This is a genomic window from Roseobacter sp. EG26 (assembly GCF_049830555.1).
GTDB lineage: Bacteria > Pseudomonadota > Alphaproteobacteria > Rhodobacterales > Rhodobacteraceae > Roseobacter.
Window position 1 is genome coordinate 260078 of the sequence record NZ_JBNBLH010000001.1, and the last position, 16601, is coordinate 276678.

General features: G+C 59.8%; 12 protein-coding genes. 8 read left to right on the top strand and 4 right to left on the bottom strand.

Annotated features, from left to right (window positions below):
- Positions 1-32 precede the first annotated feature (32 nt).
- The 6 genes from ACOTTU_RS01300 (at position 33) to rarD (ending at position 6417) form a co-directional block, all read left to right on the top strand.
- Entirely contained in the window at positions 33-3047 is a 3015-nt protein-coding gene (locus ACOTTU_RS01300) for a sarcosine oxidase subunit alpha family protein (protein ID WP_425655769.1), read from the top strand.
- A complete protein-coding gene (locus ACOTTU_RS01305; protein ID WP_425655770.1) occupies positions 3040-3606 on the top strand; it encodes a sarcosine oxidase subunit gamma in 567 nt (188 codons plus the stop codon). Before ACOTTU_RS01300 ends, ACOTTU_RS01305 begins: the two co-directional genes overlap by 8 nt.
- A 157-nt stretch (positions 3607-3763) precedes the next feature.
- Positions 3764-4174 carry a hypothetical protein gene (locus tag ACOTTU_RS01310; RefSeq protein ID WP_425655771.1) on the top strand — a complete coding sequence of 137 codons (411 nt, stop codon included), beginning with the start codon at positions 3764-3766 and terminating at the stop codon, positions 4172-4174.
- 105 nt (positions 4175-4279) lie between these two features.
- Positions 4280-4693, top strand: a complete 414-nt coding sequence (locus tag ACOTTU_RS01315; RefSeq protein ID WP_425655772.1) for a hypothetical protein — start codon at positions 4280-4282, stop codon at positions 4691-4693.
- Between the two features lie 100 nt (positions 4694-4793).
- Complete coding sequence (locus ACOTTU_RS01320) at positions 4794-5393, top strand: superoxide dismutase (protein WP_298913327.1); 600 nt, start codon at positions 4794-4796, stop codon at positions 5391-5393.
- A 103-nt stretch (positions 5394-5496) separates the two neighbouring features.
- On the top strand, positions 5497-6417 hold the full coding sequence (gene rarD, locus ACOTTU_RS01325; RefSeq protein ID WP_425655773.1) for an EamA family transporter RarD: 921 nt from the start codon (positions 5497-5499) through the stop codon (positions 6415-6417).
- Here the strand turns inward: rarD and ACOTTU_RS01330 are convergent.
- Positions 6357-6908 (bottom strand): TIGR00730 family Rossman fold protein, encoded by a 552-nt coding sequence (locus tag ACOTTU_RS01330; protein ID WP_298913323.1) that lies wholly within the window; start codon positions 6906-6908, stop codon positions 6357-6359. The genes rarD and ACOTTU_RS01330 overlap by 61 nt on opposite strands.
- Before the next feature lie 136 nt (positions 6909-7044).
- Here ACOTTU_RS01330 and ACOTTU_RS01335 point away from each other — a divergent pair, with 136 nt between their 5' ends.
- Together ACOTTU_RS01335 and ACOTTU_RS01340 are read left to right on the top strand one after the other, a co-directional pair.
- Positions 7045-8673 (top strand): LysM peptidoglycan-binding domain-containing protein, encoded by a 1629-nt coding sequence (locus ACOTTU_RS01335; protein WP_425655774.1) that lies wholly within the window; start codon positions 7045-7047, stop codon positions 8671-8673.
- 140 nt (positions 8674-8813) lie between these two features.
- Entirely contained in the window at positions 8814-10655 is a 1842-nt protein-coding gene (locus ACOTTU_RS01340; RefSeq protein WP_425655775.1) for an ABCB family ABC transporter ATP-binding protein/permease, read from the top strand.
- A 173-nt stretch (positions 10656-10828) separates the two neighbouring features.
- On the opposite strand, the gene ACOTTU_RS01345 is transcribed toward ACOTTU_RS01340, so the two are convergent.
- The 3 genes from ACOTTU_RS01345 to ACOTTU_RS01355 all read right to left on the bottom strand — a co-directional run bounded on the left by ACOTTU_RS01345 (position 10829) and on the right by ACOTTU_RS01355 (position 16454).
- Complete coding sequence (locus ACOTTU_RS01345) at positions 10829-11287, bottom strand: DUF302 domain-containing protein (RefSeq protein WP_425655776.1); 459 nt, start codon at positions 11285-11287, stop codon at positions 10829-10831.
- Between the two features lie 80 nt (positions 11288-11367).
- Positions 11368-15183: an efflux RND transporter permease subunit gene (locus ACOTTU_RS01350; protein ID WP_425655777.1), complete on the bottom strand. Its 3816-nt coding sequence runs from the start codon at positions 15181-15183 to the stop codon at positions 11368-11370.
- Positions 15180-16454, bottom strand: coding sequence for an efflux RND transporter periplasmic adaptor subunit (locus ACOTTU_RS01355; protein WP_425655778.1), 1275 nt, complete (start codon positions 16452-16454; stop codon positions 15180-15182). The genes ACOTTU_RS01350 and ACOTTU_RS01355 overlap by 4 nt, the downstream gene beginning before the upstream one ends.
- Positions 16455-16601 lie beyond the last annotated feature (147 nt).

A 16601-nucleotide genomic window follows, 5' to 3' on the forward strand; every position in this document is an offset into this window, starting at 1 on the left:
ATGATGCCCCGGCGTTCCGTGAGGACCCTGAAATGAGCACGCGTCTGGTAAAAGGTGGCCGTCTGCTGAACCGGCAAAAGGCGATGAATTTCACCTTCAATGGCAAGCAATTGCGCGGTTGCGAAGGGGATACGCTGGCCTCGGCCCTGTTGGCCAACGACCAGATGCTAGTTGGGCGGTCCTTCAAGTACCACCGCCCGCGCGGCGTGGTGGCATCCGGTGCCGAGGAGCCCAATGGTCTGGTCAACCTTGGTGCAGAAGGCAAATTCGAGCCGAACCAGCGCGTCACGACCACTGAGTTGTTCGAGGGGCTGAGTGCCCAGAGCCAGAACCACTGGCCAAGCCTCGAATTCGACGTCGGTGCAATCAACAGCCGTCTCAGCCGCTTTCTGCCCGCCGGTTTTTATTACAAGATGTTCATCCACCCGCGGCCCCTGTGGAAACATGTCTATGAGCCGATCATCCGTCATTCCGCGGGTCTGGGGCGGGCACCGAAGGCGCGCGATGTAGATACCTACGAGCATTATCATTTCTTTTGCGATGTGATGGTGATCGGCGGTGGTGTCGCAGGGTTGCAGGCCGCAAAGGCGGCCGCTCAGACAGGGGCCAAGGTGTTTTTGGTCGAGCAATCCGCCCATTGGGGCGGGCGGGCACCGGTCGATGGCGGCTCAATTGATGGCGCGCCTGTGGAGAACTTTGTGGAGCAAACCGTCGCCGAGCTGCAATCCATGCCCAATGTGACGATGCGCAATCGCCTGATGGGCGCGGGGGTTTATGACCACGGTTACGTGTTGGGATACGAGCAGCTGCGCGATCATTGCCCCGAAAAACCGGGGCCACGCCAACGGTTATGGCGCATTCGCGCGCGCCATATCGTGACGGCCACCGGCGCCATCGAACGGCCCCTGTCGTTTGCGGGAAATGATATTCCGGGGGTTCTGCTGGCCTCTGCTGTGCGCGATTACGTAGTGAATTACGGGGTCTCTGCGGGCGATCGTACGGTTGTGGTCACCAACAACGATGATGCCTATTTGACGGCATTTTCTCTTAAAGATGCCGGTTTGAGCGTGCCGGTCATCATTGATGCACGAGTGCAGGCCGTGGACAGCCCGGTCATGGAACAGGCCAAGGCCTTGGGTATTCGGGTGATGATGGGCCATGCGATTGCGTCGGTGAAAGGTTCCAAGCGCGTGACCGGTGTCGCCATTTGCAGCCAGGCGGGTGCAGGGGCGGTTCTGGAAGAGATTGCCTGTGACGCCGTGGCCATGTCGGGTGGCTGGTCCCCGGTGGTGCACCTTTGGTCGCATTGTGGTGGCAAATTGGTCTGGGACGTGGCGCAGGCACATTTCCGTCCGGATGTGGACAAAGCGCCGACCGGCGCGGACGGCCAGCCCTTTGTGACCGCCGCTGGTGCTGCCAACGGCAGCCTGCTGCTGGGCGATGCATTGGGGGATGGTGATCAGGCGGGCAAGCTTGCAGCATCAGCGGCAGGGTACAAGATCAAACAAACCGCCTGCCCGGTGGCCGAAAGCCTGGAAGAAGCGCCTATGTCGCCTGTCTGGCTGATGCCGCAAGGGGCCGGGATCGAACTGCGCAGCAAAGCCTGGCTGGACTATCAGAACGACGTCAAGGTCTCTGACGTTCAACTGGCAGCACAGGAAGGTTTTGAAAGTGTCGAGCATGCCAAACGCTACACAACCCTCGGGATGGCAACTGATCAGGGCAAGCTGAGCAATATCAACGGGCTGGCGACACTGGCAGGATCGCTGAATACCACGATCCCGCAAGTCGGCACGACTACCTTTCGCCCGCCTTACACGCCTATTTCCATGGGGGCGATTGCGGGTGAAGCGCGCGGCGAGGTGTTCCAGCCGTTGCGGCGCACGCCGATGCACGATTGGCACGACGCCAACGGGGCGCATTGGGAACCGGTCGGCCATTGGCGCAGACCTTACTGCTATCAGCGCGCGGGCGAGAGCGTGAACGACGCGGTGATGCGCGAAACCAAGAACGCGCGCGAAAATCTCGGCCTTCTGGATGCTTCGACCCTGGGCAAGCTGATCGTCAAGGGGCCGGATGCGGGCAAGTTCCTCGACATGCTCTACACCAACATGATGAGCACGCTGAAACCCGGCAAATGCCGCTATGGGCTGATGTGTTCGGAGAACGGATTTCTCATCGACGATGGCGTGGTCGCGCGGATCGACGAGGACACCTTCCTCTGCCACACCACCACCGGCGGGGCTGAGCGCATTCACGGCCATATGGAAGAATGGCTGCAGACCGAATGGTGGGATTGGCAGGTCTATGTGGCCAATGTGACCGAGCAATACGCGCAGGTCGCCGTGGTCGGCCCAAACGCCCGCAAAGCGCTGGAAAAGCTGGGCGGTATGGATGTCTCCAAGGAGGCATTGGGCTTTATGGAATGGGCCGATGGCGAACTCGGTGGTTTCAAGGTGAGGGTCTACCGCATCTCCTTCTCAGGCGAGTTGAGCTATGAGATTGCCGTGGATGCAGGGCAGGGGCAAGCCTTCTGGGATGCGCTGATGGTCGTGGGTCATGATCTCGGCGTGATGCCTTACGGCACCGAAGCGCTGCACATTCTGCGGGCCGAAAAAGGGTTCATCATGATCGGTGACGAGACCGACGGCACCGTAATCCCACAGGATCTGGGGTTGCATTGGGCGATTTCCAAAAAGAAAGAGGATTTTCTGGGCAAGCGCGCGCAGGAACGCAGTCATATGGCCGATCCGGAACGTTGGAAGCTGGTCGGACTGGAGACGCTTTCGGGGTCGGTGCTGCCGGATGGCGCTTACGCGTTGGGGGATGGCGAAAACGCCAACGGTCAGAAAAACATGATCGGGCGCGTGACGTCCAGTTACTACTCCCCCAACCTTGAAAAAGGAATTGCCATGGGGCTGGTGCTGCATGGTCCCGACCGCATGGGGGAGGTGATCGAATTCCCCGGCACCAATGGCGCAACCTACAAAGCACGGATCGTCGATCCGGTTTTCTATGACAAGGAAGGGGAGAAGGGGAATGTCTGATCCCGTGACCGCCCTCGATGGCGCCGTGTCCGACGCCGGTATCGCAACCATTACCGAAGTGCCTTTGCAGGGCATGATCACGCTGCGCGGCGATCTCTCCACGACGGCTGTCAAGAATGCGGCGACCGGCGTTGCGGCGGTGGATATGCCCGGGCAGGGCGAGGCCAATTGCGTCGAAAATCGCGGTATCTGCTGGATGAGCCCGGATGAACTGCTGGTGCTCTGCCCCTATGAGACAGTGGCCGCGAATATCGAATTGATGCAGAAAACCCTGGGCGATGCCCATGCGCTGGCGGTCAATGTCTCGGACGCCCGGGCGTCCTTTCGCGTTGGCGGAGGCCGGGCGCGCGAGGTCATCGCCAAGCTTTGCCCCGTTGATCTGTCGCCGGATGCATTCAAGCCGGGGATGTTCCGCCGGACCCGCATGGCGCAGGTGCCTGCCGCCTTCTGGATGCGCGATGAAGACAGTTTTCAGATCATCTGTTTCCGGTCTCAAGCACAATATGTGTTTGACCTGCTGACTGTTGCCGCGCAGCCTGGTTCCGAAGTCAATCTTTAGCAATCGTGGGGTTGACGCCCATTAGCGTCAATGCGATTTTCCGCCTGATGATAACGGGGCGTTCAACTGACCCGGGCTTGCGGCTCCGACAATTCGGCGCAACCCGAGGGGCAGAACGTCAAAAACCTGCGGATGAACGATGCACATTAAAACCCTTATGGCACCCCTGGCCGCCCTCGGCCTGCTGACATTGGCACCCGCCGCCCGGGCCGCCTCCGGCGGTGTGCTTTATGACTGTGACATCACGCAGTTGAAGAGGGGCGGCGGCTATATTTCAGAAAAGCTGGCCATTGTTCTGGATCAGAATGGCAAGGCCACGATCAGCGATGGGATGATCCTCCATGTCTATGCGAGCCCGATCGAGGCGGATATGGTCAGGAAGAATGATCGCCGCTTGTTTGTTGGCTGGACGGTCGCTGGCTTTGTGAACTCTCACAATCAACTTGCGCCCATTTTCGAGTATCAGGCGACCATCAAGAAAAACGGAAAGATATCGGTTTATGCCCGCCCAGACGGTTATCCGGATCGGTTTTCCGGAGAGGGCACCTGCAAGAAACGTACCGGCTAGTGACCGGATAACGGCAATAGAACTTCATCAGGCGGCTCCTGCCGCAAGAATGGTTTTCAACGACGCAAATGCCCTATGGCAATGGAAAAGTGGTAAGGAGTGAAGATGTTACGTGGTTTTTTTGTAATCTTATTCGCGGGTTTCATGGCGCAGGCTGGCGCCGCACAGGGGATCCTTTACGACTGCGATGTGACGCAGAAGAGAAAGGACCTCGACTGGATTTCGGATAAGGTCGGTATTGTCGTCAAACCAAATGGTCAGGTGACGGTCATTGATGCTGTCATCCTCTATTTCAACAAGACACCGATGAGCGCCAAGGTCGTGCGCAACGATGCTAAACGTCTCGATGTCCGCTGGACGATCCGCGGTGCCAAGGATGATGCCAACCAGCGGGTGGGCTATTTCGACTATTCCGCGCAGATCAACAAGAAGACCAACAAATTTGCCATCTACGCCAAGCCGGAGAACTATCCCAATCGGTTTTCGGGTAAGGGAAAATGCACGCCGCGCACCGAATAATTGCGCTTCAGGAACTTTTTGCGCCCGTTAACACTTGAACTTATGATTGGGTGAGCTTCATGTCTCTCCATACCCATCTGAATCACCAAAGGGGGCCCAAATGGCTTTTGAACTACCTGACCTTCCATACGCTCATGATGCGCTTGCAGCACAGGGCATGTCGGCCGAGACATTGGAATATCACCACGACCTGCACCACAATGCCTATGTGACCAATGGCAACAAGGCCATTGAAGGCACGGAATGGGAAGGTAAATCCCTCGAAGAGATCATCAAGGGCACCTATGACGGTTCTGCCGTGGCGCAGAACGGGATTTTCAACAACATCAGCCAGCTTTGGAACCATAATCAGTTCTGGGAAATGATGTCGCCGCGCCCGGTTGGCGTGCCGGGTGAACTGGCCAAAGCCATCGACGAGAGCTTTGGTTCAATGGATGAATTCAAATCGCAGTTTGCGGCCGCAGGCGCGGGCCAGTTCGGGTCGGGTTGGGCCTGGCTGGTCAAGGACGCGGATGGCGGGCTGAAGGTCACCAAGACCGAAAACGGCGTGAACCCCTTGTGCTTTGGGCAAACGGCGCTGCTGGGATGTGATGTTTGGGAGCATTCCTACTACATCGACTACCGCAACAAGCGCCCGGCGTATCTCGATAATTTCCTGAACAATCTGGTGAACTGGGAAAACGTCGCCTCGCGCCTCTGATCCTCAATGGACCGCATTCAAAGGCCTCGCCATCTGGCGGGGCCTTTTTGCTTGTTGCGCGGTGATTTTCGGATCACAACCGGCGGCAAGAAGGAGTGCCAATATGTTGAGTGGGCCAGCCAAGGGCGTGGCGGCGATGGTCGGGGCCTGTACCGTCTGGGGGTTGTCCCCCATGTACTACAAGATGCTGTCGCATATCCCGGCTATGGAAGTTCTGTCGCACCGCATGATCTGGTCGCTGGTGTTTTTCGGTGTCGTTCTGGGGGCACAAGGACGGCTGGGCGAAGTCTTGCAGGCCATGAATACCCGCCGCAGTTTTGCATTGGTCGCTGTCGCGTCGGTGATGATCGCGGCCAATTGGGCGCTTTTTATCTGGTCCGTGCAAACCGGGCGCACGACGCAGACCTCTCTTGGCTATTACGTTTATCCGCTGGTCGCCGTCGTCATCGGGCGGGTGATTTTCGGCGAGAAACTGGGGGCGGTGCAGTGGTTGGCGGTCGGATTGGCGGCTGTCGCGGTGATGGTTCTGACGGTTGGTCTGGGCACCGCACCCTGGATTGCCCTGACGCTGGCGCTGACATTTGGGCTCTACGGGATGATCAAAAAACAACTCGACGTTGGGCCCGTGGTATCCGTGACCACCGAAGTGCTCCTGCTGGTTCCCTTTGCCGTGGTCATTCTGTTGCAAACCTATCACAATGGCGGAGCGGTTTTTGGCGGCGATCTGACCACGATGTCGCTGCTTGTTTTTGCCGGACCGATCACCGCCTTGCCGCTGATCATGTTCAGTTTTGCCGCGCGCAGGCTGGCGATGACCACGGTCGGGCTGTTGCAATACATCAACCCGACATTGCAATTCGCCTGCGCGGTTTTTGTCTTCTCCGAACCCTTCGGGCGCTGGCATCTGATCGCCTTTGTCCTGATCTGGACGGCACTGGCGTTCTATTCCGTCTCAGCCCTGCGTCAGGACAATGCGCGGCGCAGGGCGGCACGCGCGGCCTCGGCATCCGGCACGGTGCTGTAGTAGCCGTGCAGGCTGTCATCGGCAAATCCTTGGGTTGTGACATGGGTCAGGAGCGTCACAAGCGGATCCCAGTAGCCATTTGTATTCACAAGGAAAACCGGCTTTTCATGCAGGCCAAGTTGGCGCCAGGTCAGCGCCTCGAAGAACTCATCGAGTGAGCCCGCGCCACCCGGCAACACCACTACGGCGTCGCAGTTCATGAACATCACCTTCTTGCGCTCATGCATGGTCTCAGTAACCACATAGGAGGTCAGATCGGTCTTGCCGACCTCCCAATCGACAAGGTGTTGCGGGATCACGCCAAAGGTTTCGGCGCCCGCGGACTGTGCCTCTCTGGCGACAGCGCCCATCAGGCCCACGTCGCCCGCCCCGTAGACAAGCCGCCAGCCTTCTTCGGCCAGCGCGCGCCCGAGGTCCTTGGCGTCGCGCATATAGGCGGGGTCGGCACCGGGACGGGAGCCGCAGTAGACGCAAACAGATTTCGATCTCATATGGCTATCCCTTGCTGTTGAATTTAAAGGAAATGTGACGCTCTGGGTTTTGACCGGTGATAGAGCAGTTGTTATGTAGGCTCAACGCCTGTCCGTCTGCTCGTGACGGGTGTCTAAACGAGAAGAAGAGACGGTTATGCGCGAAGATGACGCTGCCAGCAAATCCGGCGGTACGGGGCTTGTCACGGCTGGATTGGTGATTGCGGCGGTGATCGCCGCTGGCGCCTATTTCGGATTGCGCGATCAGGGGCCGCCAAACCCGGAGGAACTGGCCGCCATCGTTGCTTCTGACGCAACCGATCAGCCGGTTGCCGAAACCCCGCCAGCAGAGCCCGAGAAAGCCGCCGAGACACCGCAGGAAGAAGCGCCTGCCGAAGAGGTATCAGAACCCGAAGTCCCCGATGAAAACGATCTTGCCGAGGAGGCCGAAGCGGCCGAACCGGCTGCAGAAGAGATTGTGGCGGATACGCCGGAGCCCATCGTTCCCAGCGTGGATGAGGTGCGTCTGGAAGAGGACGGGCTGACGGTCATCGCCGGGCGTGCGGCACCGGGAGCGAAGGTCTCGGTTCTGGTTGATGGTGTTGAGGTGGCGACCGCTGTTGCCGATGCGCGTGGAGCCTTTGCCGCAGTGGGGTTCATTCCGGCAAGCGACGTAGCACAGGTGTTGACTCTGCGGGCCGACGGGCAGGATGTTTCTGTTGCCTCCGTCGATGAGATCATTCTGGCACCGCTGCCGAAGCCCGTGGTGGTAGCCGAGGCGGAAGACGCTCAACAAGACGCGCCCGCGTCGAACGATGCTGTGGTCGCTGAAGAGACCGACGTGGCAGTGCCATCGGTGGCGCAGACCTCACCCGAAGCGCCAACGACCGTGGATGTTGAGGTTGCCGAAGCGCCTCGTGAGTTAACCGAGGTCGTACCCGAAACCGTCGCTGAGGCACCCGAAGTTGCGGAACCAAGCACGGAAGACGTAGCGCGCGCGGAGGAAATTGCGACGCCGAGCGAGGGTACCGCCGCAGAGCCGGAGGCACCTGCCCCCGAAACGCTTGCGCAAAACGCCGAATTGAAGCCTCCGCAAACTGATGTGGCTGAAGCTGATGCCCCCCCTGCGCAGGAGCCCGAGACCGCGCCCGTGCCGGCGGCGGAAACTGACACCGCAGAAGTGGTAGCACCGCAGGTTGCGACCCCGGAGCCAACGCGGCCCGCCGAGACAGGCGCCCCCGCCGAGCCTTCGCAAACCGTCGCGGTCCTGAAGTCGACGCCGGAAGGGGTGGAATTGTTGCAGCCTGCCGAGGCTCCCAAAACCAACATCGCACTCGATACGATAGGGTACTCTGAAACCGGCGATGTTCAGCTTTCCGGCCGTGCGGTTGCGGGCTCGGTGGAGGCGCGCGTCTATCTCGACAATCAGAATGTCGCGGCGTTTCCCGTGGCCGAAGATGGCACCTGGCGTGGGGCAATATCCGGGGTCGACGCTGGCATCTATACATTGCGGGTCGATGAGCTGAACGCGGAAGGTGACGTCACCAGCCGGGTTGAGACACCGTTCAAACGCGAAGCCCCTGCGGTGCTCGCAGCCGCAACCGAGGGCCAGACCGGACCGGTTGCAGCCGTGACAGTGCAGACCGGCGACACACTTTGGGCCATTGCCCGTGACCGCTACGGCGAGGGTTTGCTTTATGTGCGGGTCTTTGAGGCGAACCGCGACGCAATCCGAGACCCGGACCTGATCTACCCGGGCCAGATATTCGATCTGCCGGGCGAGTAACCCGGCCGGTCATTTCGGATCAGACGGGCCGTGGTGCAATTCAGTTTCCGTATTTCGCGGGAGATTTATTTTGCCCCGGAGGCTGGCAAAGGGCGGGCCTGTGCCTTACGTAGCAAGTCTCACAGCAAGCAGGACCTTGGATGCCAGCCGATACCTCAGTCGCGCCTGATGACGCCCGGGACGCGGACGCAAAAGACACCGGATTGCACGACAGGCAGTCAGGCCTGCGCACCATCCGTAAAGTCGCCCCCTACCTTTGGCCCAAAGACCCCGAATGGGTGAAGCGGCGGGTGGTCATGGCCATGGCCTTGCTCCTGATTTCAAAACTGATCTCGGTCGCCACACCCTTCTTCTACAAGGGGGCCGTCGACGCGCTGGCGCAGGACGGCGTGCCGATGCTGGCGCTGGGTGCCGTGGGTCTGACCATTGCTTACGGTGTCGCGCGGTTGATGACGGTTGGATTTCAGCAATTGCGCGACGCGGTTTTTGCGCGTGTCGGCCAGCGGGCGCTGCGAATGCTGGCGCTGGAGACCTTTGAGCATATCCACAGGCTCAGCATGCGCTATCACATCACCCGCAAGACGGGCGGGCTCAGCCGGATCATCGAGCGCGGCGTAAAGGGCGTCGACTTCCTGTTGCGGTTTTTGCTTTTTTCCATCGGGCCCCTGATGCTGGAATTGCTGCTGGTGGGGATCATCCTCGCGGTGGTTTTCGACATCACGTACTTGCTGGTCGTGGCCGTCACCATCGGGCTTTATGTCTGGTTCACCTTTGCGGTGACCGAATGGCGGGTCAAGCTGCGGCGGGAAATGAACGATCAGGATACCGATGCCAATCAGAAAGCCATCGACAGCCTGCTGAATTTTGAGACGGTCAAATATTTCGGCGCGGAAGCGCGTGAAGCCCGGCGCTATGACGCATCTATGGAGAAATACGAAGCGGCGGCAATCAAGACTAACTACAGTCTCGCATTTCTGAACTTCGGGCAGTCCATGCTGATCACCAGCGGGCTGGTCGCAGTGATGGTCATGGCGGCGATCGGCGTGCAGAACGGCACCCTGACGGTGGGCGATTTCGTCATGGTCAATGCCTATATGATCCAGATCACCATTCCGCTGAATTTCCTCGGCACTGTCTATCGCGAAATCCGCCAGGCGCTGGTGGATATGGGGGAGATGTTCGACTTGCTGGAACAACCGGCCGAGGTGACCGACGCGCCGGACGCCACTGCACTGAAGGTCGAGGGGGGACGGGTTGAACTCGACAACGTGCGCTTTGGTTACGATGCGGAGCGCGCCATTCTGAAGGGCGTGTCCATCACGGCGGAACCCGGAGAGATGGTGGCGATTGTGGGTTCAACCGGTTCGGGAAAATCAACCATCGGGCGCTTGCTGTTTCGGTTTTATGACGTCGGCGGCGGTGCGCTGCGGATTGACGGGCAGGACGTGCGGCATGTCACCCAAGACAGTCTGCACGCGGCCATAGGCGTGGTGCCGCAGGATACCGTGCTCTTCAACGACACCATTCGATACAACATCGGCTACGGCCGTGAGGGGGCGACGCAGGACGAGATCGAAACGGCAGCCAGGGCCGCGCAAATTCACGACTTCATTGTGCGGCTGCCCGATGGCTATGACACAACTGTGGGCGAGCGCGGTCTGAAGCTCTCGGGAGGTGAAAAGCAACGCGTCGGGATCGCCCGCACGCTTTTGAAAGACCCGCCGATCCTGTTGCTGGACGAAGCCACCTCCGCATTGGATTCCGAGACCGAGCAGGACATCAAGGAGGCGCTCATGCAGGCCGGACGCGGGCGCACGGTGCTGACCATCGCGCACCGCTTGTCGACGATTGCAGAGGCCGACCGGATCGTTGTGCTGGAAGCGGGTAATGTGGTTGAGCAGGGCACCCACGAAAGCCTGCTGGCCAAGGACGGGCGCTATGCGCAGCTCTGGTATCGTCAACAGGCGGACGACGCGGTCTGAAACTAGTCGCGACCTCGCGCGGACCAAAATGTGCCGTCGTTCCAGATGTTTGCGACCTGTTTTCAGTACGTCTGGATCAGGCAAAGGGCCATGGGGCGGTGACACCTGTGGCGGGGCCACAAAAAATGGGCGACCGTTACGTCGCCCATCGGTGAATTCGGAGAAAACCTGATCTATTCCGCGGCGCTTGCCTTGGCTGTCAGCTTGTTCAAGGCGCCTGCCATCTTCTGGATGAAGGGCGCTGTTGTGTCGATCCCATGGGCATCGGCCATCGCGGCGGGGGCGTGATAGGCGACGACGGTCTCTCCGGCCTCGTTCTCATAAGCCAAAACCCGCAGCGGCAGATCAAGACCGGCCGTCTGAGCCGCCTGCATGGCGGGGGTGCCGATCTTTGGATTGCCGAAAATCAGAACCTGTGTCGGGCGCAATTCGGCGTCAATTTTGGCGGCACCTGCCGCATGATCAATGCGGGCAAAAACAGTGGCACCGGCACCGGTTACGGCTTGCTCCAACCGGTCAATTGTCTCTGAAACAGAGTGCGGGCTGGTGATCTTGATCATGTCGTCTGCCAGTGCTGATGTTGTCAAAAGGGCGATGCTCATCGCAAGGCCGGTGGTAAGGGACCGTATCATTCTGCGCTCCTGTCCTGGAATGTAGGGACATCAATATCAAATTGGCACGCCACGTCAGATCACAACGCTGTGTCCTTGTGTTACTCGGCGGCTTTCAGTCTACCGCTTTGCGTCGAAGCAGAGGGATCGCCCGGGGAGGCCTCCTCCCAGATGATCTCACCCGCACCCAACCGGGCCGCATCCTTTTGCAGCGCCCAGTCCTTTGCGGCCCGCGAGGCGGTGCCCATGGACATTTTCGCCAGCAGCCGGGCAATCCAGCGCACGTAAGTTGTGGCCCAGATGCGGATCGCCAGCATTGACGGGGTGACAATCAGGGTGAGCACCGTGGCAATGCCCAACCCCCAGACCACCGCCGTGGCCAGTTGTTTCCACCACAAAGCCGTCGGGCTGCCGATGGTATAGCCGCCTTCGGCAAAGTTCAGGCTGAGCCCGAACATCATCGGGGCGAGCCCGGCCATCGTGGTGATTGTGGTCAGCAGCACCGGGCGAATACGCGCCTGTGCAGTGCGAATGATCGCCTCGATGCGGGGCATGTACTGGCTGTATTCCTGATAGGTGTCGATCAGGATGATGTTGTTGTTCACCACAATGCCCGCAAGCGCCACGATCCCGGTTCCGGTCATGATGATGGAAAAGGTCTGGTCCATCACCAGCATGCCGATCAACACGCCGGTAGTGGACAGCACCACCGCCAGCAGCACCAGTACCGCGTTGTAAAAGCTGTTGAACTGGGCCAGCAGGATGATGAACATCAGTCCCAGCGCTGCGCTAAAGGCCGATTGCAGGAAAGCACCGCTTTCTTCCTGGTCTTCCTGATCACCGGTCCATTCATGTGCCACGCGGTCGGGCAACGGGCGGGTTTCCAGCCATTCGGTCAGAACTCCGATACGTTCGTTGGGGTTGATTGGCACGAGCCGCAGATCACCTGCGCTGACACCCGTTTGCAGATCGCGGTCCGCAGGGGCGATCCGGTCGGTGATCTTATAGGCGGTCTGGTCGGGCGCTGTGAGATCGGCGTCGGCGCCTGCCGGGCGTAGCACGGCCAGTGTTTCATCCACCTCCACACCGTTGATCCGGCGCGTTTCCACGATCTTCATCATGCCGGGCGCGACATCTGCCTTGACGTCGAAATAGCGTTTCTGGTCGATGCGGTTGATCTCCGCCAGTTTCGGCACCGGCGTGCGGGTAATGAAATTCGCCAGCGGCACGAGGCCATCTGCGGTGCGGACCTTGAGCGTGTCCAGAGTGGACAACACCCGGTCCTCTTCCGGCAAACGCACGCGGATTTCGATTTCCTCATCCGAGCTGTCCACTCGCATGGTGTCCAGCATCAGGCCGCGTGTGACGAGTTGCACCATGGCGCCCACAGTGGCCACATCCGCGCCATAGCGCCCGGCCTTTTCCACATCGACGTCGATTTGCCAATCGATACCGGGCAGGGGGCGGGTGTCTTCGATCAGGGTCAGCCCGGGGGTGCGTTCAAACTGGGTTCGCGCGATTGCTGCGGCTTCGATCAGCGTTCCAAAGTCATCTGCCTTCAGGCGCAGATGCACAGGTTTGCCCGAGGCGGGACCATCGGCCACTTCCAGCACCTCGGTCTTGATGCCCGGCAGCGTTGAGAGCTGCTCCGTCAGTTCGGCGATGACGATGTTGCCATCCAGATCGGGGCGACCGGCGCGCTCCTCCCAGGGGATCGTTTCAAACTGCACCTGTCCGATCAGGTCCTTGGGGCGCGCGCCGCCAGAGGTATCGGTGTTCAATCCGCCCTCTCCGGCGAAGGAGAACGCATTGCTGATGCCCGGATGCGCCAGCACGATGTCTTCGGCCTTGCGCACAAGGCTGTCTTTCTCTTCCAGAGAAAGGTTTCCGCGGGCGAGAACATAGACGATCCCCTGCTCGGGTTCGGATTCCACGAAGAACTCCACGCCGTTGTTGTTGTTCGTAAAGAACATCAGGACGGAGCCGACAAAGACGAAAACGATGCCTGCCATGACCAGGGGCATAACCGGATTGCCGGCAATGCCCTGAATGAAGTATCCGAAGAAAGAGCGCTGATAGCCTGCGTTGATCCCGGTTGGCTCGGCGCGGAACAAGCGGCTGGCGATCTTGCGCCCATAGTGGCCCATACGGGTCAGCACGGCAAACATTGATACCAGCAGCAGCAGGAATCCCCCCAGCGCAACAAAGAGACAGGCCGCCGCGGCGAGGATCAGCAGGAAAACAACCAGGAGCGTCGGGATGACCGATGACAGGATTTGCAGGCTGTTCATTACCGCAAAACGGGCGCCAATCAGGTCAAAGATCGGCCCCATGAGGCCGGAGGTGGCCATCATGATCGCGGCAATCGGAAAGAGCGCTAGGTGCAGGTACCAGCGCAGCGCCGCAATTGCCGTCATATAGTCGGACATCCAACGCTCCAGACGGCCCGTGACCCCGCCCATAACAGGCAGGTAGATCAGGGCGACAACGAGAGACGCGGAGAGAACAAAAATCAACGTGACCGGCAGCATGCCCATGAATTCGCCCGGCACACCCGGCCAGAAAAGCATGGGTAGAAACGCACAAAGCGTCGTCGCGGTGGAGGAGATGATGGGCCAGAACATGCGTTTGGCCGCATCCACATAGGCCTGCATCGGGCCGACGCCTTCCTGCTGGCGCTTGTCTGCGTATTCCACCACCACGATGGCCCCATCCACCAGCATGCCCACCGCGAGGATCAGCCCGAACATCACGATGTTCGAAATGGAAATCCCCATCATGGCGAGGAAAGCGAAGCAGAGCAAAAAGGATGTGGGGATGGCAAAGCCCACCAGCAGCGCCGCGCGGATGCCCAGGGCTGCGAGGACGACGATCATCACCAGGGCCACGGCCGTGAACACCGAGCCCAGAAGCTGCTGCACCATCGCATTCACGATCCGCGACTGGTCGTTGGACGTGCCCATTTCGACGGCAGCACGTAACCCTTCCGGCCAGTCGGCGCGTTTCTCATCGACCATGTTCTTCACGATCTCGGCGGTGTCGATGAGGTTGAAGCCCTTGCGCTTGACCACCTGAAGGGCCAGCGATTTTTCCCCGTTGAAACGCGCGGTGCCAGCACGGTCCTCGAAGGTCGGGTTGATCTGCGCAAGATCACCGAGGGTCACTACGCGGTCGCCATTGGTTTTGACCGGCAGGTTGTATACATCGCGGGCATCATCAAAAGACGAGGGGATTTTTACCGCGAAAGTGCCTTGCGCGGTATCGACCTCGCCGGCAGCGATCAGCTGATTGTTATTGCGGACCGTGTTGATCAGATCGCTGGCGGTGACATTATAGGCCTCCAGCCTCAGCGGATCGATCAGCACTTCGAGCATCTCATCCCGGCTACCTGCGATCCCGGCTTCCAGGATGGCGTCAACAGCCTCCAGATCATCCTGCAAATCCTTTGCCACCCGGATCATGGTGCGTTCGGGCACCGGACCTGTCAGGTTCACGATGATGATGGGGAACTCAGAGAAGTTGATTTCCGTGATCGAATACTGTTCCGCACCTTGCGGGAAATCAGCCTCAGCCTTGCCCATGGCATCGCGCACGTCGGCCAAGATTTTCGTCTTGTCCCAGCCAAACTCGAATTCCAACGCGACACCCGCATAGTTTTCCGCAGCGGTGCCGGTCATGGTTTTCAACCCGTCAAGGTCGGCCAGTTCGGTTTCCATCGGCTTGACCAGCAGGGTTTCGCTATCTGCGGCCGAAATGCCGGGGAAGGGGACCGACACGAAAAGTGCGGGGATTTCGATGTCCGGTTCACCCTCCTTGGGCAGGGTCGTGTAGGCGTATCCGCCAACCACCAGCGACAGCAGTATGAAGGCAAGGACCATCCGCGCGCGGCTTGCGGCCCAATCGACGATGCCGGTCATTGACTGAGCTCCTTATATGTCGGCGCGACCTGCACCCCGGCCACGACATATTCCTGTCCCAGAACGATGACATCCGCCTTATCCGCCAGCCCTGTCACCCAAATGCCTTCAAGCGTGTCGCGCATCAGGGTCACCGGGTGAAACGCGACGATGGCATTGGCATCGATGGTCCGCACGCCCAGGGTGCCTTCGTCATTCAGCGTCAGTGCCGATTGAGGCAGCAGATGCGCGGTCGCACCTTCTGCAGAGATCAGGATTTCCGCCGTCTGGCCGTCCCGGATCGTGTTGTCTGAATTGGAAATATCAATTTCCACGCGGAAGGTCCGGGTGGTCTCATCCGCCGAGCGGGAGAGGAAAGTGACCTGACCGCGCACTTCCTGGCCCCGGCTTTCGGTCACGCTGGCATTGATCGCACCGCTGCCCGACACCAGCCGCGCGGAAGCCAGCGCCCCTTCGGTGACGCGCGCCACCTCGGTTTCCGGAACGAAGGCCACCAGCTTGATCGGGTCGAGCTGGATAATGGTCGCGCAGAGATCACCGGGTTGCAGCAACGTGCCCAATTCCGCCGTATCGCTCTCCAGAAGCCCCGAGAAAGGCGCTTTGATCACCAGCCGCTCAATCTCTTTTTGCGCTGTTGCGACATTGGCTTGTGCGCTCTGGATGCCGGATTGTGTGGCCTGCAAACCGGCCCGCGCACTCTCCACGGCGGCTTCGGCCGTGGCCACTGCGGCATCCGAGTTGGCCAGACGGGTTGTGGAGGCGAACCCACCCTGGCTCAGTTTTGCGGAGGCGTTCTGGTTGATCCGGGCCTCTTCCAGCTGCGCAAGGGCCTGATCCAGCCGCGCTGCGGATTCGGGTACGCGCGCGCGCGCTTCGTCCAACTGCGCCTGCGCCTGTGCAAGCGCCGTGCCACGTGTGCTTTCGTCAAGGCGGCAGAGCGCCTGACCCGTCTCTACACGTGCGCCTTTGCGCAACGGTTCGGAAACAACCACTGCGGATGTTTCGGCCCGTACGTTGACTTCGCGCGCCGCTTTGGTCTCCCCGCGCAGGGAAACCGCAGTGTCGATTTGACGCGCCACCGATTTCTGCACCACGACCTTTACCAATGACGCACTCGCCTGCTCGGTTCCTGCCGTGTCAGCCGCCGTCATCTCTTCGGTGGTTTCCGAATATTCCTTACCAATCAGGGCGTAAAGCCGTGGCCGGTCCAGAATGAACAGCGCCAAGACTGCTGAAACCAGAACGGCAGCAAGGATGGAGAAAAAACGCATATCGATTGCCTCACACTGAACTTTCCGAGCCCCGCCCGAAGGCATTTACCCCGCGGTGTGGCACCGAACCCATACGATAAATACACTGAACTGACCAGTTCAGATTAGAATTTTCTGAGGCTATGTGCAATCGCCCGTCAACGGGTC